General features: G+C 66.5%; 20 protein-coding genes. 8 read left to right on the top strand and 12 right to left on the bottom strand.

Features of this window, described 5'->3' with window-relative positions:
* The first annotated feature begins 1 nt into the window (after position 1).
* The 4 genes from pelG to ACOABP_RS20850 all read left to right on the top strand — a co-directional run bounded on the left by pelG (position 2) and on the right by ACOABP_RS20850 (position 6380).
* Complete coding sequence (gene pelG, locus ACOABP_RS20865; protein WP_474229981.1) at positions 2-1372, top strand: exopolysaccharide Pel transporter PelG; 1371 nt, start codon at positions 2-4, stop codon at positions 1370-1372.
* Between the two features lie 239 nt (positions 1373-1611).
* A complete protein-coding gene (locus ACOABP_RS20860; RefSeq protein ID WP_474229980.1) occupies positions 1612-2313 on the top strand; it encodes a response regulator transcription factor in 702 nt (233 codons plus the stop codon).
* The gene (locus ACOABP_RS20855; RefSeq protein WP_474229978.1) at positions 2306-3961 is read left to right on the top strand and encodes a FecR domain-containing protein; all 1656 of its coding nucleotides are present in this window, start codon (positions 2306-2308) and stop codon (positions 3959-3961) included. Before ACOABP_RS20860 ends, ACOABP_RS20855 begins: the two co-directional genes overlap by 8 nt.
* Positions 3897-6380 carry a CHASE2 domain-containing protein gene (locus tag ACOABP_RS20850; protein ID WP_474229976.1) on the top strand — a complete coding sequence of 828 codons (2484 nt, stop codon included), beginning with the start codon at positions 3897-3899 and terminating at the stop codon, positions 6378-6380. Before ACOABP_RS20855 ends, ACOABP_RS20850 begins: the two co-directional genes overlap by 65 nt.
* 249 nt (positions 6381-6629) lie before the next feature.
* On the opposite strand, the gene ACOABP_RS20845 is transcribed toward ACOABP_RS20850, so the two are convergent.
* The gene (locus tag ACOABP_RS20845; RefSeq protein WP_474229974.1) at positions 6630-7466 is read right to left on the bottom strand and encodes an MlaA family lipoprotein; all 837 of its coding nucleotides are present in this window, start codon (positions 7464-7466) and stop codon (positions 6630-6632) included.
* A 136-nt stretch (positions 7467-7602) separates the two neighbouring features.
* Positions 7603-10329, bottom strand: a complete 2727-nt coding sequence (gene hpnN, locus ACOABP_RS20840; protein ID WP_474229973.1) for a hopanoid transporter HpnN — start codon at positions 10327-10329, stop codon at positions 7603-7605.
* Positions 10330-10505: 176 nt separating this feature from the next.
* Between hpnN and ACOABP_RS20835 the strand changes: the two genes are divergently transcribed.
* Positions 10506-11135 (top strand): MlaC/ttg2D family ABC transporter substrate-binding protein, encoded by a 630-nt coding sequence (locus tag ACOABP_RS20835; RefSeq protein ID WP_474229971.1) that lies wholly within the window; start codon positions 10506-10508, stop codon positions 11133-11135.
* Between the two features lie 99 nt (positions 11136-11234).
* Here the strand turns inward: ACOABP_RS20835 and hpnH are convergent, their stop codons facing one another.
* Together hpnH and ispH are read right to left on the bottom strand one after the other, a co-directional pair.
* On the bottom strand, positions 11235-12401 hold the full coding sequence (gene hpnH, locus ACOABP_RS20830; RefSeq protein ID WP_066737085.1) for an adenosyl-hopene transferase HpnH: 1167 nt from the start codon (positions 12399-12401) through the stop codon (positions 11235-11237).
* A gap of 33 nt (positions 12402-12434) precedes the next feature.
* Entirely contained in the window at positions 12435-13433 is a 999-nt protein-coding gene (ispH, locus tag ACOABP_RS20825) for a 4-hydroxy-3-methylbut-2-enyl diphosphate reductase (protein WP_474229969.1), read from the bottom strand.
* Between the two features lie 280 nt (positions 13434-13713).
* On the opposite strand from ispH, the gene hpnA reads away from it, so the two are divergent.
* Positions 13714-14652 carry a hopanoid-associated sugar epimerase gene (hpnA, locus tag ACOABP_RS20820; protein WP_474230474.1) on the top strand — a complete coding sequence of 313 codons (939 nt, stop codon included), beginning with the start codon at positions 13714-13716 and terminating at the stop codon, positions 14650-14652.
* A gap of 46 nt (positions 14653-14698) precedes the next feature.
* Here the strand turns inward: hpnA and ACOABP_RS20815 are convergent, their stop codons facing one another.
* The 4 genes from ACOABP_RS20815 to ACOABP_RS20800 form a co-directional block, all read right to left on the bottom strand.
* Positions 14699-15844 (bottom strand): glycosyltransferase, encoded by a 1146-nt coding sequence (locus ACOABP_RS20815; RefSeq protein WP_474229967.1) that lies wholly within the window; start codon positions 15842-15844, stop codon positions 14699-14701.
* A 5-nt stretch (positions 15845-15849) separates the two neighbouring features.
* Complete coding sequence (locus tag ACOABP_RS20810; protein ID WP_474230472.1) at positions 15850-16710, bottom strand: ferritin-like domain-containing protein; 861 nt, start codon at positions 16708-16710, stop codon at positions 15850-15852.
* Positions 16711-17031: 321 nt separating this feature from the next.
* On the bottom strand, positions 17032-17313 hold the full coding sequence (locus ACOABP_RS20805; protein WP_066737092.1) for a hypothetical protein: 282 nt from the start codon (positions 17311-17313) through the stop codon (positions 17032-17034).
* A 140-nt stretch (positions 17314-17453) separates the two neighbouring features.
* Entirely contained in the window at positions 17454-17714 is a 261-nt protein-coding gene (locus tag ACOABP_RS20800) for a hypothetical protein (protein ID WP_066737093.1), read from the bottom strand.
* A 199-nt stretch (positions 17715-17913) separates the two neighbouring features.
* On the opposite strand from ACOABP_RS20800, the gene ACOABP_RS20795 reads away from it, so the two are divergent.
* The gene (locus ACOABP_RS20795; RefSeq protein ID WP_474229965.1) at positions 17914-19035 is read left to right on the top strand and encodes an AGE family epimerase/isomerase; all 1122 of its coding nucleotides are present in this window, start codon (positions 17914-17916) and stop codon (positions 19033-19035) included.
* A 24-nt stretch (positions 19036-19059) separates the two neighbouring features.
* Here the strand turns inward: ACOABP_RS20795 and ACOABP_RS20790 are convergent, their stop codons facing one another.
* Positions 19060-19914, bottom strand: a complete 855-nt coding sequence (locus ACOABP_RS20790) for a LysR family transcriptional regulator (RefSeq protein ID WP_066737123.1) — start codon at positions 19912-19914, stop codon at positions 19060-19062.
* A 131-nt stretch (positions 19915-20045) separates the two neighbouring features.
* Here ACOABP_RS20790 and mdtD point away from each other — a divergent pair, with 131 nt between their 5' ends.
* On the top strand, positions 20046-21458 hold the full coding sequence (mdtD, locus tag ACOABP_RS20785) for a multidrug transporter subunit MdtD (RefSeq protein WP_474229963.1): 1413 nt from the start codon (positions 20046-20048) through the stop codon (positions 21456-21458).
* A 74-nt stretch (positions 21459-21532) separates the two neighbouring features.
* Here mdtD and ACOABP_RS20780 read toward each other — a convergent pair whose 3' ends face one another.
* The 3 genes from ACOABP_RS20780 to ACOABP_RS20770 form a co-directional block, all read right to left on the bottom strand.
* Positions 21533-21901 (bottom strand): hypothetical protein, encoded by a 369-nt coding sequence (locus tag ACOABP_RS20780; RefSeq protein WP_474229961.1) that lies wholly within the window; start codon positions 21899-21901, stop codon positions 21533-21535.
* A 58-nt stretch (positions 21902-21959) separates the two neighbouring features.
* Complete coding sequence (locus tag ACOABP_RS20775) at positions 21960-22631, bottom strand: alpha/beta hydrolase (RefSeq protein WP_474229959.1); 672 nt, start codon at positions 22629-22631, stop codon at positions 21960-21962.
* An 87-nt stretch (positions 22632-22718) separates the two neighbouring features.
* Positions 22719-23021 carry a hypothetical protein gene (locus ACOABP_RS20770; protein WP_474229958.1) on the bottom strand — a complete coding sequence of 101 codons (303 nt, stop codon included), beginning with the start codon at positions 23019-23021 and terminating at the stop codon, positions 22719-22721.
* Between the last annotated feature and the right edge of the window lie 216 nt (positions 23022-23237).

Below are 23237 nucleotides of genomic sequence, written 5' to 3'. Positions count from 1 at the left end.
GATGGCCGGTATTGGATTCGAACTTCGCAAGATGCTCCGGCGGGACAGCCTGTCGGGCATGCTCAGCGCGTACGCGTATGCGGGCGTGATCAGCTCGGGCCCGTGGGTGCTGTCCATCCTGGGCATCCTGCTGATCGGCCTGCTGTCGATCGGCTGGGTCATTCCCGGGGCGCTGATCACGCAGTTCCAGGTGTCGGTGACTTATCTGATAGCGTGCAGCCTGATACTGACAGGGCCGATGCAGTTGTCGTTCACGCGCTTCACGTCAGACCGCCTGTTCGAAAAGCGCGCCGACCTGGTGTTGTCGAACTATCACGCCGTGGCGCTGCTCTGCACGGCGCTGGCGGGCGCCATTGGCCTGGCCTGTGCAATCTGGGCGTTCCCGGAGCAGTCGGTGCTGTACCGGCTGCAGATGGTGGCGGGCTTCGTGATCATGAGCAATATCTGGATCGCGGCCATCTTCCTGTCGGGCATGAAGCAGTACAAGGCCATCGTGTGGACGTTCTTTGTCGGCTACACGATCACCGTGCTGGCGGCCCTGGCGCTGCGCTCGCACGGGCTCGAAGGCCTGCTGGGCGGCTTCGTGTTCGGGCAGTTGTGCCTGCTGATCGGCATGATCACGCTGATCTACCGCAACTACACGAGCCACCGGTTCATGTCGTTCGAGGTGTTCCAGCGGCGCTTTGCCTACCCGAGCCTGATCGCCATCGGGCTGTTCTACAACCTGGGCATCTGGATCGACAAGTTCATGTTCTGGTACGCGCCGTCCACGGGCCAACCCGTGATCGGGCCGCTGCATGCGTCGATCATCTACGACATCCCGGTGTTCCTGGCCTACCTGGCCATCATCCCGGGCATGGCCGTGTTCCTGGTGCGCATCGAGACCGACTTCGTGGAGTACTACGACGCGTTCTACAACGCGGTGCGCGGCGGCAGTTCGCTGGAGCATATCGAGGACATGCGCAATACGATGGTGCAGACCATCCGCCTGGGCCTGTACGAGATCGTCAAGGTGCAGGCCATCGCGTCGCTGCTGCTGTTCGTGGTGGGTGGCTGGCTGCTGCGGCTGCTGGGTATTTCAGAGCTTTACCTGCCGCTGCTCTATGTGGATGTGATCGGCGCCAGCCTGCAGGTGGTGTTGCTGGGGGTGCTGAACATCTACTTCTACCTGGACCGCCGCCGCGAGGTGCTGATGCTGACCGGCACGTTCGTGGTGCTGAACTTCGTGCTGACCCGCCTGACGCTGTCGCTGGGCCCGGCCTGGTACGGCTACGGCTTCGCGGTGTCGCTGCTGATCGTGGTGGCGCTGGCCCTGTACCTGCTGGACCGCAAGCTCGACCGGCTGGAGTACGAGACCTACATGCTGCAGTAAGGCAGCATGTGCCGGGGCCGCCGCCCGTACAGCGTGGCGGCAGCCCCGGGGTCTTTCCGACTGGCACGCCCGGGGCCACGTTTTCATTACGCCCGCAAGGCACGGTGCCGGCCTGCGGCGCGCCTGCAACACCCTGCGCGGTGTATCCCCTCTAATGTAGCCTCGACGTTCCACTGCGCGTTTCGGTAACATGACGCCGCCGTGCCAGACACACAGGCCGCAGTCATCAGAGGGATGTAATGAGAATTGCCTCAGTAGAGGACGATGCCGCCCAGGCCGAACAGATCCGGCAACTACTGGAAGAGGCGGGCTTTAGCTGCACCAGCTTTGCGACCGGTTCCGCGTTCCTGCGCGCGCTGCGCGATCAGGCGTTCGACCTGATCCTCATGGACTGGCAACTGCCCGATACAAGCGGATACGAACTGGTCAGCTGGGTGCGCCAGCACTCAGGCCGCCTGCCGCCGATCCTGTTCCTGACCAGCCGCATCGACGAGGCCGACATCGTCGCGGGCCTGAGCGTGGGTGCCGACGACTACCTTGCCAAGCCGCTGCGCCCGGCCGAATTCGTGGCGCGCGTGCGTGCGCTGCTGCGCCGCGCCTATCCCGACGCCGTTCACGACGACGAACTGATCCGGCAGGGCGACTACGTGGTGGATGCGCGCCGTCGCACCATCGCGCTGGCCGGGCAGATTGCCGACCTGTCGCCGCGTGAATTCGACCTGGCGCTGTTCCTGTTCCGGAATATTGGACGGCTGCTGTCGCGCGACGTGATCGAGCAGGCAGTCTGGGGCCGCGCCATGGATGCCGGATCGCGCACCCTCGATACCCATGTCTCGCGCCTGCGTATCAAACTGGCGTTGCGCCCCGAGCACGGGGTGCGGCTGACCTCGGTCTACTCGCACGGCTATCGCTTCGAGGCCGCGGGGGCCGCCGATGCGTAGACGGCGCTGGCTCGGCCGTGCGGTGCTGTGCGGCGGCATGGCTTGCATTGTTCTGCCTGGCAGTACATTGGCGGGTCCGGCCGGAAGCCAGGGCGGCGACTTTATCTATGAGGTGGAGCCGGGCGACACGCTGATCGGTCTGGCTGCCCGCTATATGCAGAGCCCCGACGACTGGCGTCTGCTGCAGACACGCAATCGTGTGGAGGATCCGTATCGGCTGGTGCCGGGATCGCGCATCCGCATGCCGTTGTCGAGGATTCCGGTGGCACCTGCGACGGCAAGCGTGGTCTTCGTGCGCGGCGAGGTGCAGGCCGACGGACGGCCGGTGCAGGTTGGCCAGACGCTGGCCGAGTCGTCCCATGTCAACACCGGTGCCGATGGCGCTGTCACCCTGGAGCTGCCGGACGGCACGCGCGTGGCGCTGCCGGCCGATACGTCGATGGCCGTGCGCCGGATGCGGTCGTTCGCGCGCAGCGGGCTGACCGATACCGTGATCGGCATCGATCGTGGCGCGGCGGATTCCCGCGTGGCGCCCAGAGGCAACGGGGTCGGCCGTTATGAAATCCGTACCCCGGTGATGGTGACGGGGGTGCGCGGCACGCGCTATCGCGTGGCCGTGGACGGTGCAGGCAGCCGCAGCGAGGTGGTCGAAGGGCGCGTTGGCGTGGGTGCACGTACCACGTCGCAGGATGTGGCCGCCGGGTTTGGCGTAGGCGTGTCGGCGCGGGGCCAGGTGGGCAAGCCGGTGGCGCTGCTGCCGGCCCCCGAGGTGGCGCCCGTGGCCCAGCCGGTGATGTCGCGGTCGCTGGCCGTGCAATGGCAGGCCGTGCCCGGCGCCGCCCGCTATCGCATTGGCGTGGCGCGCGATGCCGCGCTGACCGAATGGGTATCGGCCGCCGAGGTGGCCGGGCCCGCCGCGACGCTGGACGATATGCCCGATGGCGCGCTGTACGTGGTTGTCAGTGCGCTGGCTGCGGACGGCATGACTGGCCAGGCCGGCGTGTTGCCGGTCACGGTCAGGCGCCACCCGCCCGCGCCGTTCTCGCTGGCGCCGCGCCCCGATGGCGTGGCCTATGGCGGTGGCGCGCAGTTCCTGTGGGCCGCCGTGCCCGATGCCACCGGCTACGAGCTTGCCGTGGCGGCCGATGCCGGCTTTGCGCAGCAGGCGGACGTCCGGCGCGAAACCGGCGTGGAATCTCGCCTGACCCTGCCGATGGGCCAGTGGTGGTGGCGCCTGCGTTCGCTGGATGCACGCGGCCAGCCTGGCCCCTGGAGCGATGCCCAGCGCCTGCGCGTGGAACCCGCGCCGCCGCTGCCCGCCGCCAGCGACAGCGGCGCCGAACTGCTGGTGCGCTGGCCCGCCGATGCAACCGCCCAGTCAGGCTATGTCGTGCAGATTGCCGGCGACGGCAGTTTTGCCCAGGGGCTGGAGACGCTGCGCGCTGCGCACAATGAACTGGCCCTGCCGCGCCCGGAGGCTGGCACGTACTACGTGCGGGTGGCGCGTGCCGAGGGCACCGATATTCCGCCGGGGGCCGCGTTCTCGGCACCGCAGCGCATCGTACTGCCAGCCGTGCTGCGCGATGTGCGCGGTGGCGTGGTGGTGTTGGGGGGCACCGATCGTGGCATCGAGACGGGTATCCGCTAGCCGGGCTGCCGCCTTCTTTCATCGCCGCACCCGCGTGGAGTGGGTGCTGCTGCTGTCCGCCGTGGTGGTGGTTACCGCGCTGGTGGCACGCTTCAACTGGTTCGAGCGTGCCGACCTGGCGCTGCTCGACTTTGCCATCGCCAGCCAGCCGCACGCTCCGCGCAACGACATCGTGCTGGTAGCCATCGACGATGCCAGCATCGGCGCCATCGGCCGCTGGCCGTGGCGGCGCACCGTGCTGGCGTCACTGATCGACCATATCGCGGCCGACAAGCCGCGTGTCGTTGGCCTGGACGTGATCCTGTCCGAGCCCGACATCCGCTATCCGGCCGACGACATGGAACTGGCGCAGGCCATTGCGCGTGCCCGCAACGTGATTCTGCCCGTGGTGGCGGAAACGGGCGTAGCGGGCCCCGTCATGCGGCGTCCGCTCGAAGCGTTTGCTGCGACCAACGGCCATATCAACATGAGCGTCGATGCCGATGGCGTGGCCCGTTCGGTCTATCTGCGCGAGGGTGATGGCGAGTCGCCGCCGGTGTGGCACTTTGCCGCCGCGATGGCCGCCTACGGGCAGCCGTCGCCGCCATCGCCGGATTCGTTCCGCCACGAACGCGCGCGGCGTATCGACAGCGCCGGCTGGGTCAGCCAGGACCGCCTGCGGATTCCGTTCGTGGGCCCGCCGGGCACGTTCGAACGCGTGTCGGTGCTCGACGTGCTGTCCGGCCAGCTTGCCGCCGGCTTTTTCCGGGACAAGTACGTGATCGTGGGCGCGATGGCTACCGGCATCGGCGACGTCTTTGCCACCCCGGTATCGCACGACGGGCGCGGCATGAGCGGCGTGGAGATCCTGGCGAACACGCTGCAGGCCCTGCGCGACGGCACGGGCATCGTGCGCGTACACGACCTGGCCGGGTGGTTTGCCACGCTGCTGCCGGTACTGCTTGCCGCACTGGCCGCCTGGATGCTGACGCCGCGCGACGCACTGATCGCCGTGGCCGTATTGGTGGCGGCCCTGATCGGCGGCAGCATCATGCTCGTGGGCAGCATGCAGCTGTGGTTCGCGCCATCCGCGGCGGTGTTTGGCTGCCTGCTCGTGTATCCGCTCTGGAGCTGGCGGCGCCAGGAAGCCGCGCTGCGATTCCTGTCCGAGGAACTGGCGCGACTGGTGCGCGAGCCCGGCCTGCTGGGCGCGCCGGCGCCTGTCGACCATTCGCTTGATGGCCGCATGCAGGCCGTCTACGACATGACCGCCCGGCTGCGCGACATGCGGCGCTTTCTGTCGGACGGACTGGAAAGCCTGCCCGAGGCCACCGTCATCTGCAATCTCGACGGCGGCATCCTGGTGGCCAATCGCCGCGCGGTGGCACTGGTGCCGGTGGTGCTGCAGGGCATCAACGATCTGCCGCAGCCGGCCGGGCTGGGCGATCTGTCGTCTGCCGGCGCCTATGCGGATGCCTATGCCGATGCCTACGGCGGACTGGAGCGCCCGGGTCTGCCCGATATCGTCGAGACGCTGTTCCCGGTGCCCGGCCCCGGGCTCGCATACTGGGATGCCTTGTGCGGCGCGCTGGACGCCGACGCACCGGTGATGTCGTCATCCGATTCGCACGGCGTGGAACTCGCCACCGAGGACGACCGCCGCTACCTGCTGCACGGCGCGCCGCTGCACGGCGAGACGGGGCGTCCGGCGGGTGTCATCGTCAGCCTGATCGACATCACGACCGTGCGCCGCGCCGAGCGCCAGCGCGAGCAGACACTGCATTTCCTGTCGCACGACATGCGCTCGCCGCAGGCGTCGATCCTGGCGCTGATCGACCTGCAGTCGCGGCCCGAGCGGGCTCTGGCGCAGACCGAACTGCTGGGCCGCATCGGCGAACACGCACACCGTACGCTGGCGCTGGCGGACGATTTCATCCGCCTGGCCCAGGCCGAATCGCAAAACCTGGCATTTGCCGAAGTCGACCTGACGGCGCTGGTGCTGGACGCCACCGACGAGCTATGGGCGCTGGCGAAGACGCGCGGTATCGAGTTGCGGCTCGATCTCGATGGCGACGGCGTGACATTGCGTGCCGCGCCAGCGCTGCTGGTGCGCGCCATCGCCAACCTGGTCAGCAATGCCATCAAGTTCAGCCCGGACGGCGTGCCGGTCACGGTGGGACTGCGCCGGCTCGGGCCTTACATGGCCATCGAAGTGACCGATCTGGGCCCCGGCATTGCGCCCGAGGCCCAGGCGCGCCTGTTCCGGCCGTTCAGCCGCGTGCATGCACCGGCCAGCGATGCGCCGTCGGGCAGTGGTCTGGGTCTGGTCTTCGTGAAAACCGTGGCAGAACGCCACGGTGGACGGGTGATGCTGCGCAGCGCGCCAGGTGAGGGTGCAACGTTCTCGATCTGCCTGCCGCTGCGCTCGCGCGCCAGCTGACGCCGAAGGCGCGCATCGGTCGCGCGACGATTGCCCTGCAAACCGCGCAACGAGCGCGTCAGCAATGCTTGCCGACACAATTGTTGGCAATCCCTCTTGCAGAAATTGCCTACGATCTGTCGGGCCACGGACACCGCATCCGTGGTCTTGATGCCCACGTCGTGCCCCGGCGTGGGCGTTTTTTTATCCGTTATCGTATGCTTGATTTGTTCCCTCTCCCGCAAGGCAGGAGAGGGAAGCAGGCGGCGCCTACTTGGCCATGCCCGGTGCCGGTGCCGGCGTGGCCGGGGTCTCGGGTTTGCTCGACGTGTCGGGCTTGGCCTCGCCTTCCGGAGTCTTGGGCGCCGCCTTGCCCCCCGGTGCGGGTGCCGACGATTCCTCGTCCTCGTCATACGACGGCAGTGCGTCGCCGCCGCCGGTCAGCAGGTACTGGCGGCGCTGCGTGTAGGCATCGCGCACGAACGCGTACTTGTCCAGCGCGGCCTGCGACAGCAGGTCGGTGGCGCCCAGCATGTTGGTCCGCGTGTTCACCACGTTGATGCCGAACATCGAATAGCGCCAGGCCGTATCGAAGTAGTGCGCCGGGTCCAGGAAGATGCTGCCCGCCACGCCCACGCCGTCGCGGATCGAGCTTGGGCCGAACAGCGGCAGCACCAGGTACGGGCCGGCCGGCACGCCCCAGGTGCCCAGCGTCAGGCCGAAGTCCGTGGAATGGCGCGGCATGCCGGCGGCGGTGGCAACATCGATCAGGCCGCCGATGCCCAGCACCGTGTTGACCGCCACGCGCATCATCGTTTCCACCGCTTCAACGGGCTTGCCTTGCAGCACGTTGTTGGCGAAGTTGCCGACGTCCGAGAAATTGTTGAAGAAGTTGGTGACGGCCAGGCGTGCCGGCTCCGGCGTGACGGCCTTGTAGCCCTTGGCCAGCGGCTGGGCCACATAGGTGTCGGCCTTGTCGTTGACCGTGAAGATTGCCCGGTTCATCGGCTCCAGCGGGTCTGCCGGGTTGGCATTGGGGCCGCTGGCGCAACCGGTGGCGAGCAGGGTGAGCGATGCTGCGGCCAAGGTTGTGGCAAGCCGGGGCATATCAGGCGCCGCGGCGCGCAGGAGCGAAAGACGGGAGAGCATGTCGAGACAGTCTTGAACGTTTCTTGTCATGGAGGACGGCGTACCCGGCAGCGCCGGGACACGTCCGTCCGAACTGCGCCGGTGGGCGCCCGGGCTATCGCCGGGACTTGCCAGAATCCGACCCTGAAGATTTATCGGCAGATTGTGCCATGGTCGTAGCCACCGTGAGAGGGGGGAGCGACGGCCCGAGCGGTTCCGCGCGGCCATTCAGTTCGCGGCGCGGACGGCCCATCAGGATCGGCTGGAAGAACACCGCGCCAGCCAGCGTGCAGATCAACGCCAGCGCCAGCAGCTTGCCCATGCTGGCCGTGCCCGGATGGTGCGACAGCCAGAGGCTGCCGAAAGCCGTGGCCGTGGTGGCGGCACTGTACAGCACCGCGTGCGTGAGGCTGGACTGGAGCAGCTTGGTCTTGCCGTGGCGCCAGGCGATTACGTAGTAGATCTTGAATGCCACGCCAATGCCCAGCAGCAGCGGCAGCGCGATGATATTGGCAAAGTTCAGCGAGATGCCGAACACCACGCACAGTTCCAGCGTGACCAGCCCCGAGACCAGCAGCGGAATCAGGGTGCGCAGCACATCGCCCACGCGGCGCAGCGTGATCCAGAGCAGCACCGTGATCGACAGCACCGCCCAGATGCCGGCATGGATAAAGGCGGTCATGATGGTGTCGGCCGACCCCTTGATGGCGATCGGGCCGCCCGTGGCGTCAGGCTGCACGCGGGCCATTACGGCAATGAACTTGCCCAGCGCGGCTTCGCGGGCGGCTTCGTTCCTGACGCCGGGCGGCGGCAATTTCGGGCTTACGTTGACCAGCGCCTGGCCGTTCGGTGCGAGCCAGTCGCGTACCAGTTCGGGCGGCAGCGTCTGCTGCGACACCGGTTCCGGCTGCAGCGCGAGTTGCAGCGTGCCCAACGCCAGGCGCAGCGGCAGGGCCACTGCCAGCTCGGCGCGGTCGCGCACGGCAGGCGTTGCATCGGCCAACTGCTTGAGCGCACGCGACAGGTGTTCGGCCGATTCGGCGCCCGGGCCCGGATGATCGAGTGCGGCCAGCGACAGCTGGCGTGATGCATTGCGCAGCGACGCCACGCGCAGCGCGTCGGTGGCCGGGGTGGCGGTCGGCTGCGTCAGCACCGGCATCAGGCTCTTTGCCATGCCAGCGATGATGGCCAGCTTGGGCGCCTGGTCGTCGGGGATAAAGGTCTTTAGCGTGACCACGCGCGCCACCTCGGGCAGCGCCTTGAGCCTGGTGGCGGTGGCTTCCGCATCCTTCAGCGTCGGCGCCAGCACCTTGACGTCGTCAGTGCCGGCCTGGGGGGCATCCTTCAGCGCCAGCAGCGTCGACATCGATTCCGAATGCGGGTCTTTCAAGTGCAGGGGGTCAAAGTCGAAGCGCAGGTGCGGCAGCAGCGGGGCGCCGCCGATCAGCACGGTCAGCACGCCTACCAGCGTGCCCTTGCGATGACGCTCGAAAAAGGCGTCGGCCGGGGCCAGCCAGCTGAAGCCGGGCATATCTTCCTCGGCGCGCGGCGCCAGCACGCGAATCAGCGCCGGCAGCATCGTGAACGTGGTGGCAAAGGCGATGAACATGCCCACGCCGGCAATCTTGCCCAGTTCCGCCACACCGCGGTAATCGGTGGGCAGGAAGCAGAAGAAGGCGGCCGCCGTGGCCGCCGCGGCCAGCGTCAACGGGCCGGCCACGTCGCGGGCCGCCAGCGTCAGGGCCTGGTCCAGGTCGCCGTGGTCGTGCCGCTCGGCGCGATAGCGCACGCCGAACTGGATGCCGAAGTCCACGCCCAACCCGACAAACAGCACCGCGAAGGCTACCGAGATCATGTTGAGCGCGCCCACCATCATCAGGCCCAGGGCGGCGGTGATGATCAGGCCGGAGATCAGGCTCACCAGCACTGCAGTGATCAGGCGCGCGGAGCGCAGCGCCATCCACAGGATGCCCATCACCACGATCAACGTCAGCACGCCGTTGAGCACGGCACCTTCGCTGACCGAAGCAAATTCGTCGTCGGCCAGCGGCTGCGGGCCGGTTAGGCGTACCACGGCGTTGTAGCGCTCGGTCAGCTTCAGTTCGGTGGCGGCGGCCCGGATGGCGTCGCTGGCACCCGAGCCGGCCTTGAGGTCGCTGAAGTCCAGTACCGGCGACAGCGTGACGAAGCTGAACGCGCGGCCGTCGGGATTGGGCTTCAGGCTGTCGTCGACCAGCCCGGCCCACGACAGCGCCGCGGGCTTGTCGGCCAGCACACCGTCGATGGTGCGGGCGCTTTCGCCCAGCAGCCGGTCCATGTCGGACAGCTTGATCTGCCCCAGTTGCAGCGGCAGGTTGAGCGTGGTGGTGAGCAGGTCGGACAGGCCGCGCAGCGTGGGGTCATGCGCCAGGTTGTTCAGCAGCGGCCGGGCCTGGCCGAGCTTGCCTGCCATGTCCTGCACGCTGGCGGTATCGGCGAACAGCAGGCCATTGCGTTCGAAGAACGGGCCCGAACCGGGCTGGCCCACGGCCTTGAAGCGGTTGGGCTGCTGGCGTAGCGCATTGGCCAGTTCGTTGGCGGCGGCATCGGCCAGTTCCTTGGCCGGGGCCTGCACGACGGCCAGGATCATCTTGTCGCGCTGCGGAAACGCGGCGCTGATTGCGGCGTCGTTCTCTGCCCAGGGCGCGTCCGATTCCAGCAGGCGGCTGATGTCGGTGTTGATGGCGAAATTGCGGGCAGCGTAGTAGCCGCTCCCGACGGTGAGCAGCAGGGTGATGCCGATCACGAGCCAGGCGTGAACGGTGGCGAATTTGACGGTGCGAACCAGCAGCGGTCTGATCATGAGTCCTGTATCTTCAGCGCCCGATGCGACGGGGGCGCATGGGCGGCACCCGGAGTATAGCGGTTGAAGCGGGGCATTCCGCACCCGCCGCCACCCGCGGCAGACCGCAAGGCAACATCGCGATCCGCTATATACTGGCCCGACTGGCCAACCCGGCCGTATTGCTTCGATGAGTCATGAACCGTTACGGAATCCTTCCCGCCGCCATCATCGCGCCGATCGCCGCGGTGGTTGTCGTGTCTACCGCGCATGCGCAGGTCAACACCAGCGCCGCGCCGGACAAGCTCGTGCAGTCCGCCGTCGAAGGCGTGATCACGAAGATCAAGTCCGATCCTGAAACCCGCGCCGGCGACCTTGCAAAAATTACCGCCGTGGTCCAGCGCGAATTCCTGCCTTACACCGATTTTGGCCGTACCACGCGGCTGGCGGTGGGCAATGCATGGAAGCAGGCCACTCCGGAGCAGCAAAAAACGCTCCAGGAACAGTTCACGGCACTGCTGGTGCGCAGCTACGCCGTGTCGTTGTCGCAACTGCGCGAGCAAAGCCCGAAGTTCTCGTACAAGCCGGCCAAGTCTGGCAATAACGCCAATGACGCGGTCGTGGCCACGCGCGTCATGAACAACGGCGATGAAATGCTGATCGACTACCGGCTGCAGAAGGGCAGCGACGGCTGGAAGATCTATGACATCAACATGATGGGCGCGTGGCTGATCGAGGTGTATCGCAAGCAGTTCGCCGACATCGTGGCGCGCGACGGCATCGACGGGCTGATCAAGTACCTGAACAATCACAACGCGCGCGGATAACCAGGGCGCCAGCCATAAAAAAACCGGGTCTGGTCGCCCAGTCCCGGTTTTTCTTCAAACGGCCGTCGATCGCGATCGAACGGCCGTTTTTCATGGTGCTCAGTGAACCTGTGCGGCCTGCACGGCCTCGGCGCGGCTGCCCTGCGCCTTCTTCAGGTTGCCGATCTCGGCCAGCTTGATCTCCACGTGCTGCGAGAACACGTATTCGGCAGGACGCTGCTTGTCCAGCGGGATGTCCGGGGCCATCGGGCCGTCGGTCTTCACGCCACGCAGGCTCACGCCCAGTGCCTTGAGCGGGTGCGAGAACGTGTCGGCCACGGCCGTTGCCTCGAAACCGCTGTGCACCATGCAGTTGGCGCACTTTTCGTAGTTGCCAACGCCGTAGGCGTCCCAGTCGGTGCCTTCCATCAGTTCCTTGAAGGTCTTCACGTAGCCTTCGCCGACCAGGTAGCACGGACGCTGCCAGCCGAACACGGTACGTGCCGGGTTGCCCCACGGCGTGCACTTGTAGGTCTGGTTGCCGGCCAGGAAGTCCAGGAACATCGTCGACTGGCTGAACGCCCACTTCTTGCCGGCGTTGCCGCGCGCCAGGATGTCGCGGAACAGTTGCTTGGTCTTGCCGCGGTGCAGGAAGTGCTGCTGGTCCGGGGCGCGCTCGTAGGCATAGCCCGGCGACACCGTGATGCCGTCCACGCCCATTGCCTTGACCGAGTCGAAGAACTGGGCCACGCGATCCGGCTTGGCGTCGTTGAACAGCGTGCAGTTGATGTTCACGCGGAAGCCACGTTCCTTGGCCATGCGGATGGCTTCGACGCAGCGGTCGTACACGCCTTCCTGGTTCACCGAGTGGTCGTGCATCTCGCGGTCGCCGTCCAGGTGGATCGACCACACGAAATACGGGCTCGGCTGGTACTGGTCAATCTTCTTTTCCAGCAGCAGGGCGTTGGTGCACAGGTAGACGAAACGCTTGCGGGCGATGATGCCACGCACGATTTCCGGCATGTCCTTGTGCAGCAGCGGCTCGCCGCCGGCGATCGACACCACCGGTGCGCCGCATTCGTCGACCGCTTCCAGGCATTCCGCCACCGACAGGCGCTGGTTCAGAATGGGATCCGGATAGTCGATCTTGCCGCAGCCCGAGCAGGCCAGGTTGCAGCGGAACAGGGGTTCGAGCATCAGGGCCAGCGGGTAGCGCTTTTGCCCGGACAGATGCTTGCGTGCGATGTAGGCGCCTACGCGGGCGACCTGGAGAAACGGAATGGCCAAGGGGGTGCTTCCTGTCAGGTTCAGTGTGCCGGTTCAGCCGGCCGCCATATGGTCGGCAAGCTGGGCGTCACTGATATCAGTTGTTCTTCTGGCCCCTGGGGCCAGCGTTGCATCGGCTAGTTCAGCCGGCAGGCGGAATTCGGCATGTTCCTCGATGCCTTCCATGACCGATACGTTGACCGGACCAAGGCGTCGCAGGGCGGCAATGACGTCTTCCACCATGTCTTCGGGCGCCGAAGCACCCGCGGTAATGCCAACCACTCCGGCATTGCGGACCCACGCCGGGTCCAGTTCACTGCCATCGGCAATCAGGTAGCTCGGCACGCCACTTTCCGCGCCGATTTCGCGCAGCCGGTTCGAATTCGAACTGTTGGTGGCCCCGATCACGAGAATGACATCCACGCGCGCGGATAATTCCCTTACTGCACTTTGCCGATTTTGCGTGGCATAGCAGATATCGCGCGTGCTGGGCCCCACCAGATCGGAAAATCGACGGTGGAGCGCCGCAATGATATTACGGGTGTCGTCTACCGACAACGTGGTCTGGGTGATATACGCCACAGGTGCGTCGGCCGGCAGGTCCAGCCGGCCCACTTCGGCCTCGTCCTGCACCAGCAGCACCTTGCCCGGGATCTGCCCAATCGTGCCTTCCACCTCGGGGTGGCCGGCATGGCCGATCAGGACCACGTGGCGCCCCGCAGCCGCGTACTGGCGGCCCTGGTTGTGCACCTTGATAACGAGCGGGCAGGTGGCATCGATCGCGTGCAGCTCACGGCGCTGTGCTTCGGCGATCACACTGCGCGAGACGCCGTGGGCACTGAAAATGGTGACTGCATCACCCGGCACCTCGTCGAGTTCCTCGACGAAGCGCGCACCCTTCTGCCGCAAGGACTGCACGACATGCTTGTTGTGGACGATCTCGTGGCGGACATACACGGGGGCGCCGTGTTTGATCAGGGCACGGTCCACGATTTCAATCGCTCTGACGACGCCGGCGCAAAAGCCCCTGGGTTGGGCGAGTATCACCTGCATGGAGACGGCCCCCCGACCCTCTTGTGAAGATTCGAAGACATCAGTTATTTTGGTATTCCGGCATCACTTTTCCGGTTCACGGTAGGTACTATATACCGGGTCGGATTTTCATGCCGCCGCGTCGGCTGTTGCCAACAGCGTCATTCCGGTGAAAATGCGGCCCTCTGCACTGGTATAACGGCGGATTCTCGTACAACGCGTCCGCAACGCCCATAGGGGATTTGAAATTCACAATTGCATTCTCGTGACAGGGGCCTCGGGCTTCCTGGGCTCTTCGGTCATGCGCCAGGCGCTGGAGCGCGGCTTCCAGGTGCGGGTACTGGTTCGAGCCACCAGTCCGCGCGCCAACCTGGCCGGCCTGCCGGTAGAGGTGGTGGAGGGCGACATGCGCGATCCGGCGTCGATGGCGCGTGCCATGGCCGGTGTCCGCTACCTGTTCCACGTGGCGGCCGATTACCGCCTGTGGGCACCCGATCCCGAGGAAATCGTCCGTTCCAACGTGGACGGCACGGTCACGACGATGAACGCCGCCCGCGATGCTGGTGTCGAGCGCATTGTCTATACCAGCAGCGTGGCTACGCTGCGGGTGGCCGGCGCGACGGGGCCGGTGGACGAAACCGCCGCCATGGCGGGCCACGAGGCCATTGGCGCCTACAAGCGCAGCAAGGTGCTGGCCGAGCGCGAGGTGGAACGCCTGGTGGCCGAGGGGCTGCCTGCCGTGATCGTGAATCCGTCCACGCCGATCGGACCACGTGACGTAAGACCCACTCCGACGGGCCGGATCATCGTCGAGGCGGCCACCGGCAAGATCCCTGCGTTCGTCGATACGGGCCTGAACCTGGCCCATGTGGACGATGTGGCGAACGGTCATTTCCTGGCGCTGGACAAAGGCAGGATCGGCGAGCGCTACATTCTGGGCGGCCAGGATGTGCTGCTGCGCCAGATGCTGGCGGACATCGCCGGCATGGCCGGGCGCAAGGCGCCGACGATTGAATTGCCGCGCTGGCCGCTGTACCCGATTGCCCGGGTGGCCGAAGCCGTCGCCCAGTTCACAAAAAAAGAACCTTTCGTGACCGTTGACGGCCTGAAGATGTCGCAATACCGGATGTTCTTTACGTCGGCCAAGGCCGAGCGCGAACTGGGCTACCAGGCGCGCCCGTACCAGGAAGCGCTGCGCGATGCGCTGAACTGGTTCCGCGACAACGGCTACCTGAAGTAGCAGTTCGCTGGCCGGGCCGGAGGCGGCCCGGCGTCCGGGCGATCGATCAGGAACGGACAGGCGCCTGGCTGCGGCCCTTCCACTGGCCGCCCCGGCGCAGATAGAAGCGGCGCGCCGAATCGAGCGTGGCGCCCAGATAGAACAGCGCCGTCAGCGGCAGCAGCGGTGCCAGCCATGCGGGCTGCCGGTATTCGCGCAGCATCGGGCGGTAGCTGATTGCCATCAGGATCCACGCCAGCCAGGCCGGCCATGCCGCCGCGCCCCCGGCCAGCGCCAGCACGGGCGGCGCCAGATACGTCAGGATCATGCCCAGCGTGGCGCCCGCCAGCATCAGCGGCGAATAGTGCAGTTGCGTGTAGGCGCTGCGCGCAATCATGTTCCACAGGCTCTGCCAGTCGTCGTACGGACGCAGCGACACGCTGTCGTCGGCCAGATCCAGCCGGATCGAACCGCCCGCCTTGATCTTCGCCGCCAGGCTGCAATCGTCGATCAACTCCCCCCGAATGGCCGCGAACCCGCCAATGCGGGCCAGTGCCGACCGGCGCGCCAGCATGCAGCCGCCGGCCGCGCCGGCCACCTTGCTGCGTGGGTCTGCCACGCTCTTGAACGGGTAGAGTTTGGCGAAGTAGAAGACAAAAGCCGGTACGATCATGCGTTCCCACCACGATTCGCAGCGCAGCCGCACCATCAGCGAGGTGAGATCGCGCTGCTCGTGCTCGGCGCGGGCCACGAGTTCGCGAATGGTCTGCGGGCCGTGCCAGATATCGGCATCGGTCAGGAACACGAACGCGGCGTCGGGCATGCGCTGATCTGCGGCTGCCAGCCCCTCGGACTGGGCCCAGACCTTGCCGCTCCAGCCAGCCGGCAGGTCACGCGCGCCGATCACGGTCAGCGCGTCGCCCTTGCCGATAGAAACGGCGGCTGCACGGGCGATATCGGCCGTGCCATCGGTGCTGTGATCGTCCACTACCACCAGCTGCAGCCGGCCGGGATATTGCTGGCTCAATACGCCGGTCACGGCCCGGGCAATCACGTCGGCCTCGTCACGGGCGGGAATGACGCCGATCACGGGCGGCCAGTCGGCCAGTTGAGGGGAGGGCGCAGGCTTGCGCACACGCCAGAAGCCGGCGCGGGCGAATACCAGCACGCACCAGACCACCAGGGTCAGCAGGGACAATCCGAACAGCAGCATGGGTCTTATTTGATGAATCGGCGCGCCAGGCGAGCCAGCCTGGGCACGGTGGTTGGCCGGACAAGGCGCGCATCATACCCTGCCATGCGTCGTTCGTTCTCGGCCAGGCACAGGTCGATCATGGCGCCTGCGGACAACGTCTGGCCCAGCGAGCCGGCAGCATTCATCGGAAAGTTGGCGTCCTGCGCGGTGCCGTCGGCCTTGACGTCGATGCCCTTCGCCAGCCCGATGCGCTCGCGGACCAGGAACAGCCAGACGCGCATGACCTTGAGCGCGAAGCCTGGCCGGCGCCACCAGGGCAGGCTGGCGCGATACCACGCCACCCAGTTGGCAAAAAACAGGATATGGCGGCCTTCTTCCTGGATCACCGGTTCGAATGTTTCCACGAGTTCGGCCGGAAAGAAGCCCGAGTCCCTGGCTGCCGTGAACAGGCCAAACGCGGCAAAGCTGTCGATGCACTCGCTGTAGCCGGTAACCAGCCAGCCCCATTCCGCATCGGCCGGCGGCAGGTATTCGGGTTCCGGCGCCAGGGTGATGCCGTACGCCTGCACCAGCTTCGACAGCACTACCTTGTGGCGGGCCTCCTCGTCGGCGTCCATTTCCAGCGCGCTGCGCAGCAGGGCGTCCTTCTGGCGGGCGGCAAAGCTGTGCACCCGCACCGAGGCGCGCCCTTCGGTCTGCACGGCGATATCCCAGATTGGCAGTGAAGTCACGCGCCTGAGCGCGTCGGGTGACAGTGCCGGCCAGTCGATGACCGACGGTTTATAGGGGTTGTGGGTCTGCAGCAGCATGTTGCAGAACATGCGCAGATGCTCGGCGGAGCCGATGCGCACCGGACCGTCGAGCGGATCGGTCCAGTTGCGCATGGCATGGTCGGCCTGTTCGATGGCCGTGCGGGCCACGGTGGCGGCCACGGCAGCGGCGCGGGCCTCACTGGTTTCCGGGATCGACTGGGCGCGGGCAACGGGCAAGCCGTCTACCTCGCCTTCGATTTCGAATGCTTTCTTCATCGGCGCTCCGGGCAGGGATAGCGGCAGTCATTGTATCCAGCCGGAGCCGTTGGTGCAGGATTGTGTCGAAAAAGACAGTCCAGCCGGAAAGCCAGTCGGCAAACCGGCATGCGGCAGGCCGGCGCTGCACTATGCGATGCGCCGGGTCCGGGGCTGTCCTTCGATGATGGGGGCCGCTCAGCGTGCGCGTGCGTGATGCGCGCGTTGCGGGCCCGGAGGTTGGGGATGCCAGTCCTGTGCAATGTCCGGGAAGACGTCGCACTCGCCGCGCACGATGTTCTCGATCGTGGCGCAAATCCCCTCGGTGCCACGTGGCCCCACGCAGACCAGGCTGCGCGGGGTGTCCGAATGGGCCGGAATGGCATAAACATGCATCCCCTCGCGATACAGGGGATGCTGGGTCAGCCGCTCGTTCAGGATTTCGACAAAGCGGCTGGGGCTAACGGTCGGCTTGTCCATCGCTTTTCTCCCTACGGGTTTTCAGCCTATGGCGGGCGCCGGCCATGTTCAAGGGGCTCAGGGGTGCTTCAAGCGCTCATTCGGTCTCATCGTCACGCAATGTCACGCAAATTCACGCATTGCAACCATTGGTGTGGCGCTCAGTGGGTCAATCTGGCGCCGGTAACTTCACTTGCGGTGCGTGGGCCATCGAGCATGCCATTGCCGGCGGCCCAGCAGGCGGCTTCGGCTTCGGCGTGCGACGGGTAGTCGGTCTGGGCCTCGATGGTGCTGTCGCAATCGGCGCCGCCGCATTTTTCCTCGACGACGATTCGCCAGGTGTAGCGTCCTGGCGGGTCTTCCATGACATGCATGACCAGGGTGCGGCGCTGGTCTGACAGGGACATAGGATGGGTCTGCATGGCGGTACTCCCTTGATTCTCCACAGGGCGGCGGCCCCGGTGGACTTTCAACATAGCACCGGCTCGCGGCATTTCCAGCAGGAATTGATGCGGTGCGGCGTCGGCGGCCTATGCTGGGGGCATCGGTCCTGATATCGTGTGCGGCCTTGGGTTCCTGGGAGCAAAGCCGCCCCCGGGGACGGAAGACCGGACCTCTGCCATGCCTGTTTCCACGACCCTTACCGACCGCATTGCCGCGCTGCTGGCGCATTTCGATACCGCCGTCCTGCCGGCCTGGACCGGGCGGGGCTGGAATCCGTCGATGGAACTTGCGCATGAGGCGCTGGACGGCGTGTCAGGCCTGCCGCTGCCCGACAAGCGCTACCGCGCCATGGCCTGCGCGCGCCAGCTCTATGTCTTTGCGACGATGGGCAACCTGCCGCACGCGGCCACGCTGTTCAGCTCGCTGTTTCGCCATTTTGGCGACGGCGCCGGTGGGTGGATCTACAGCATCGACGCGCAGGGTGCCCCGCTGGATACCACGCGCGACCTCTACACCCACGCCTTCGTGGTCTTTGCCTGCGCGCATTACTACCGCGCCAGCGGCGATGCGGCGGCGCTGGAGGCCATGCAGCGCACCATCGCCGTGATCGAGGCGCGCTTTGCCGATGGCAGCGGTCTCTATCACGCGGCGTTGGCCCAGAACTTCGGGCCGAACGCGAGTGGGGTCCAGCAGAACCCGATCATGCATCTGACCGAGGCCTACCTGGCAGCGCTGGAGGTGACCGGCGATGCCTGGATGGCGCAGCGGCTGAAGACGCTGGCCGATACCGTCCACGCCAGTTTTGTCGACCCGGCGGACGGCTGCGTTGCCGAACTGCCGCAGGGCACGGTGGGCAACCGGATCGAGCCCGGCCACCAGTTCGAATGGTATTCGCTGGTCATGACGGCCCCGTCGCTGTTTGCCGACGGCCCGCTGGCCGCGTCGTTGCCACGGGCGTTTGAGTTTGCCCGCCGCCACGGCGTGGCCGACGACACGTTTGGCGTATGTGCCGCGCTGGACGGGCAAGGCGCGGTGCAGGACGCCACCGAGCGCATCTGGGCGCAGACCGAGTTCGCGCGGGCGCTGATGGTCAAGGCATCGGTCGACAACGATGCGGCGGCGCTGGCCGGGCTGGAAACCTGGATCGAGCGGTTCCGCGCGCGTTTCCTGCATGCCGGCGGGTGGCACGAATGTCTGGCACCGGATGGCGCCGTGGTGCGCGCCGAAATGCCTTCGACCACGCCGTATCACCTGCTGACGTCGTGGCAGGCGCTACGTACGCTGCTGCCCGGAGGCTAAGGCGTCTCCTGGATGTTTGACCAGTCAGTCCACGCGAGCCCGCAGGTCGCTCTTGCGGATCAGCTGCAGCAGGGTGTCGGCCGGGCGCGACAGGCGCCGGGCGGCCAGCGTGATGAATTCGACCTCGGGCAGGGCGGGCAGGGCATCGACATTGACCGGGGGCACCAGCCCGCCGCCGGTCAGGTTCTGCGCCCGTACCGTGATGCCAAGGCCGCCGCGCGCCGCGGCAATGCAGCCCGAATGACTGCTGCTGGTGCAGACCACGCGCCAGCGCCAGCCGGCCGTTGCCAGGGTGTCGAGCACCACCGAGCGCGTGACGCTGGGCTCGTTGACCAGGATCAACGGTAGCGGTTGTCCCACATCGACCACGGTGCCCGGCCGCGCCAGCCATTCGAGCTGGCCGCGAAACAGCGGCACCCCGCGCCGCTCGCCTTCCCGCCGTTTGCCGATGATCAGGTCCAGCGTGCCGGCCTCGATCCATTCGTAGAGCTTGCTGGTCATGCCGATCGTGATTTCCAGCTCCACATCGGGGTGCGTGGCGCGAAAGGCGGCCAGCACATTGGGCAGCGGCCCTTGCGCCAGGTCTTCGGAGCAGCCCAGCCGGACGCGGCCCTGCAGGCGCGGCGCGCTGAACTGCTGCTCGGCGCGCGCCAGCGATTCCAGGATCAGCCGGGCATGCACGAGCAGGGCCTCGCCATCGGGCGTGAGCGCCAGCGAATGGGTGTCGCGCACGAACAGGCGCCGATTGACGCTTTGTTCCAGGCGGCGGATGTGGTCGCTGACCGACGATTGCGACAGGCCAAGCTGGCGGCCGGCATCGGTAAAGCTGTGCGCGGTAGCCACCGTGGCGAAGGTGCGGATCCAGACGGGATTGAGCATCGGGACATTGTGATCGGATTTTCCGATGGCAGTCAATAAATCCAGAGGGGTTCCCGATGGGGTGCCGGGTGCGTACCATGCTTGCACGGTCCGGGTTTCCCCGGACAGGCATCACCGCTGGATTTTCCCCAATGAACACCGCTTCCGCCCCCGCCGCCAACCAGGCCTTTTCCCAGAAGGCCATGCTGTGGATCGTCTTCGCCGGCTTTTTCATGCAGACGCTGGACACCACGATCGTCAATACCGCGCTGCCGTCGATGGCGCACAGCCTCGGCGAAAAGCCGCTCGACCTGAAACCTGTGGTGGTGGCCTACACGCTGACCATGGCGATGCTGACGCCGGCTTCGGGCTGGCTGGCCGACAAGTTCGGCACACGGCGCGTCTATTTCAGTGCCATCCTGATCTTCGTGCTGGGTTCGGTGTTCTGTGCCACGGCCCATACGCTCACGCAGCTCGTCATTGCCCGGGTGCTGCAGGGCGTGGGCGGCTCGATGCTGCTGCCGATCGGCCGGCTGGCCGTGCTGCGCAATATCCCGGGCGAGCAATACATCGCCGCGCTGGCATTCGTGTCGATCGCCGGGCAGGTGGGGCCGATCTTTGGGCCGGTGCTGGGCGGCTGGCTGGTCCAGAGCGCGTCGTGGCACTGGATCTTCCTGATCAATGTGCCGGTGGGCATGGTGGGGCTGTTTGCCGTACGCCGCTACCTGCCGGCGGGTGAAGCCGGCGCGGCGCCGCCGTTCGACTGGATCGGGTGCGGCCTGCTGTCGCTGTGCATGGTCACGTTCTCGCTGGCGCTCGAAAACGGCGTACACAGCCCGTGGAGTGCCCTGCTGGCCGCCATCAGCATCAGCAGTGCGCTGTTCTACATTCCGCATGCGCGCCGCCATGCGACGCCGCTGTTCCGGCTGGCGCTGTTCCGCGAGCCCAACTTCACCGTGGGCCTGATCGGCAACCTGGTCTGCCGGATCGGGTCGGGCGCGGTGCCGTTCCTGCTGCCGCTGCTGTTCCAGCTGCAGCTTGGCTACTCGCCGCTGCACTCGGGCATGATGCTGCTGCCCGTGGCGATTGCCGGCACGATCTCCAAGCGCTGGATCGTGCCGCTGGTGAACCGCTTTGGCTACGACACGTTCCTGCTCGTCAACACGGTGATCGTGGGCGCGTCCATCGCGTCGTTCTCGGCCATCTCGCCGGGCTGGCCGCTGGCCATGTCGATCGTGCAACTGGCCACCTTTGGCGCCGCCAATTCGATGCAGTTCGCGGCGATGAACAGCGTGACGCTGAAGGGTCTGACGCGGGAAGACGCCGGTAGCGGCAACAGCCTGTTCTCGATGGTGCAGATGCTGGCCATCGGCCTGGGCGTCACCATCGGCGGCGGCCTGGTCAGCCTGTTCTCGGCAAAACTCGGCGTTGCGGCACCGGCCTACCGGCTGGCATTCCTGTCCGTGGGCATCATCACGCTGCTGTCCTCGCTGGTGTTCCGCCGGCTCGACGCCGAACGGCTGAATCCGAAAAGCGTGAAGCGGGCAGCGGTGCAGGCGCGGTAGGGGAGGCGGGACTCAGTCTTCGGACGGCGGCCAGCCGTCCCGCTTGCCGCGTTCCCGGAAACCATTCGCCCGACTTACTCCTCCACCCCGTTCTCCCGCAGCATCCGTTCGCATTCGTCCAGCATGTCGTGGGCGAAGGCCGACTGGTAGTTCGGGTCCAGCGCTTCCATCATCTCGTGGGATGCGTACAGGCCGGCTTCGCGCGAGAGCGTGGCGGCCAGCTGGCGGGCCAGCTGATCGCTCAGGTCCGACAGCAGACGGCGCTCGGACAGCGCCAGCTGCAGCTTCGAGCGCGACAGCCAGTTGCCGGCCAGCGTGGCGCCCTGTGCCTCGGTCATCCATTGGCCGTGTTCGTAGAAGGCGGATAGCCGTTCGGCCATCAGCGCGAACATCAGGGCCTTGCGGGTGTTGAAATCGATACGCGGCGGCGAGGCGGGGATCATTTGCGAAAGTTCTGAATGGCGGGGCGCGCAATGGTAGCGCAATCCCCGCGGTGTCCTGTCAGTCGAAGCGCGCCTGCAGCCACGTGCCGATATCGGCAATTTCTTCCAGGCAGACCGAGTGGGGCATGTTGCCGTATGCGTGCCATGTTACCGGCTGACCCCGTTCGGCAAGGAAATCGCGGGCGCGGGTGCCAAGGCCCAGGGGCACCACGTCGTCGGCGGTGCCATGGGCGGCGAAGACCGGGGTGGCGGCATTGGCCGGCGTGGCTTCGGCGGCGATCAGTTCGGGCGACGGGATATAGGTGGACAGCGCGATCACGCCGGCCAGTGCCTGCGGATGCGTCAGTGCCGTGGTGTAGGCGATGGCGCCGCCCTGCGAGAATCCGGCCAGCACGATGTTGGCGGCCGGAATGCCCCGGGCGTTTTCGCGGTCGATCAGGGCGCGGATGGCGTCGCGCGATTGCCCGATGCCTGCCACGTCGGCCTTGCGGCCGGCTTCATCGAGCGAGTAGATGTCGTACCAGGCGGGCATGACATAGCCGCCGTTGCAGGTCACCGGAATGGCCGGAGCATGCGGAAAGACAAAGCGCACGGCCAGCGTATCGGGCAAGCCCAGCTCGGGCACCACGGGAACGAAGTCGCTGCCGTCCGCGCCAAGCCCGTGCATCCAGATCACGGCGTGGGTCGGATTGGGGGCGGTTTCGATTTCAATCGCGGGCAGCAAGCTCATGGCCGTTCCTGTGGATGCGGGAAAACGGCCAGTATCGCACGGGCGCGGGGGCGTCCGTGCGATGGCTTGTCAGGCTTCGAGGCTGGGTCAGGCGGCCGTGGGAACGATCGGGATCGTGGCCAGGCCAGGGGTGCTGCGGGCCGGGGCCGACTGCAGCTGGGGCGTTCCGGATTGCGGAGCCGGCGCAAAGCGCCGGTCGGCCACGCCTTCCACGCCGGTGGCGTGTACCTCTTCGAGGAAGGCGATCATGTTGCGGTAGTAATCGACTTGCATCTGCGCTTCAAGCAGGCGACGTTCTGCCTGGAAAAGCGTCAGCCTCATGTCTTGCAGTTCCTTCTCGGCGATCTTCTCTGGCGTCGGCGGACTGAACAAGTTTGCAAGCGAACGCATGGCAGTTACCTCCCGGGGCTGTCGTACGGCTGGTGAGTCGTATCGGTTGTGTGCGCGCCATGCGGTCAAATATAGACGATCCGGCGCAAGGTACACGATGGGTCACCATGGATCATGTGGGGTCCCCCACAAGAATGATTGCCGTCACCCGGATGGTGGGGTAGATTTACCGCCCATCAGCCGGGAATTGCCTTGGGGCACGTCCCGGCTTTGTCT

This window comes from Cupriavidus sp. HE11, assembly GCF_056097175.1.
This window is presented reverse-complemented; position numbering and strand designations above follow the sequence as displayed.

Coding starts and splice junctions, on each gene's coding strand:
- ACOABP_RS20860 (WP_474229980.1), top strand. CDS start 1,612: ATGAGAATTGCCTCAGTAGAGGACGATGCCGCCCAGGCCGAACAGATC.
- ACOABP_RS20835 (WP_474229971.1), top strand. CDS start 10,506: ATGAACCGTTACGGAATCCTTCCCGCCGCCATCATCGCGCCGATCGCC.
- ACOABP_RS20790 (WP_066737123.1), bottom strand. CDS start 19,914: ATGCTCAATCCCGTCTGGATCCGCACCTTCGCCACGGTGGCTACCGCG.
- ACOABP_RS20780 (WP_474229961.1), bottom strand. CDS start 21,901: ATGATCCCCGCCTCGCCGCCGCGTATCGATTTCAACACCCGCAAGGCC.
- mdtD (WP_474229963.1), top strand. CDS start 20,046: ATGAACACCGCTTCCGCCCCCGCCGCCAACCAGGCCTTTTCCCAGAAG.
- ACOABP_RS20850 (WP_474229976.1), top strand. CDS start 3,897: ATGTGCGCGGTGGCGTGGTGGTGTTGGGGGGCACCGATCGTGGCATCG.
- ispH (WP_474229969.1), bottom strand. CDS start 13,433: ATGCAGGTGATACTCGCCCAACCCAGGGGCTTTTGCGCCGGCGTCGTC.
- hpnA (WP_474230474.1), top strand. CDS start 13,714: ATGCGCCAGGCGCTGGAGCGCGGCTTCCAGGTGCGGGTACTGGTTCGA.
- ACOABP_RS20855 (WP_474229978.1), top strand. CDS start 2,306: ATGCGTAGACGGCGCTGGCTCGGCCGTGCGGTGCTGTGCGGCGGCATG.
- ACOABP_RS20770 (WP_474229958.1), bottom strand. CDS start 23,021: ATGCGTTCGCTTGCAAACTTGTTCAGTCCGCCGACGCCAGAGAAGATC.
- hpnN (WP_474229973.1), bottom strand. CDS start 10,329: ATGATCAGACCGCTGCTGGTTCGCACCGTCAAATTCGCCACCGTTCAC.
- ACOABP_RS20845 (WP_474229974.1), bottom strand. CDS start 7,466: ATGCCCCGGCTTGCCACAACCTTGGCCGCAGCATCGCTCACCCTGCTC.
- ACOABP_RS20810 (WP_474230472.1), bottom strand. CDS start 16,710: ATGCGCAACTGGACCGATCCGCTCGACGGTCCGGTGCGCATCGGCTCC.
- ACOABP_RS20800 (WP_066737093.1), bottom strand. CDS start 17,714: ATGCAGACCCATCCTATGTCCCTGTCAGACCAGCGCCGCACCCTGGTC.
- ACOABP_RS20815 (WP_474229967.1), bottom strand. CDS start 15,844: ATGCTGCTGTTCGGATTGTCCCTGCTGACCCTGGTGGTCTGGTGCGTG.
- ACOABP_RS20805 (WP_066737092.1), bottom strand. CDS start 17,313: ATGGACAAGCCGACCGTTAGCCCCAGCCGCTTTGTCGAAATCCTGAAC.
- pelG (WP_474229981.1), top strand. CDS start 2: ATGGCCGGTATTGGATTCGAACTTCGCAAGATGCTCCGGCGGGACAGC.
- ACOABP_RS20795 (WP_474229965.1), top strand. CDS start 17,914: ATGCCTGTTTCCACGACCCTTACCGACCGCATTGCCGCGCTGCTGGCG.
- ACOABP_RS20775 (WP_474229959.1), bottom strand. CDS start 22,631: ATGAGCTTGCTGCCCGCGATTGAAATCGAAACCGCCCCCAATCCGACC.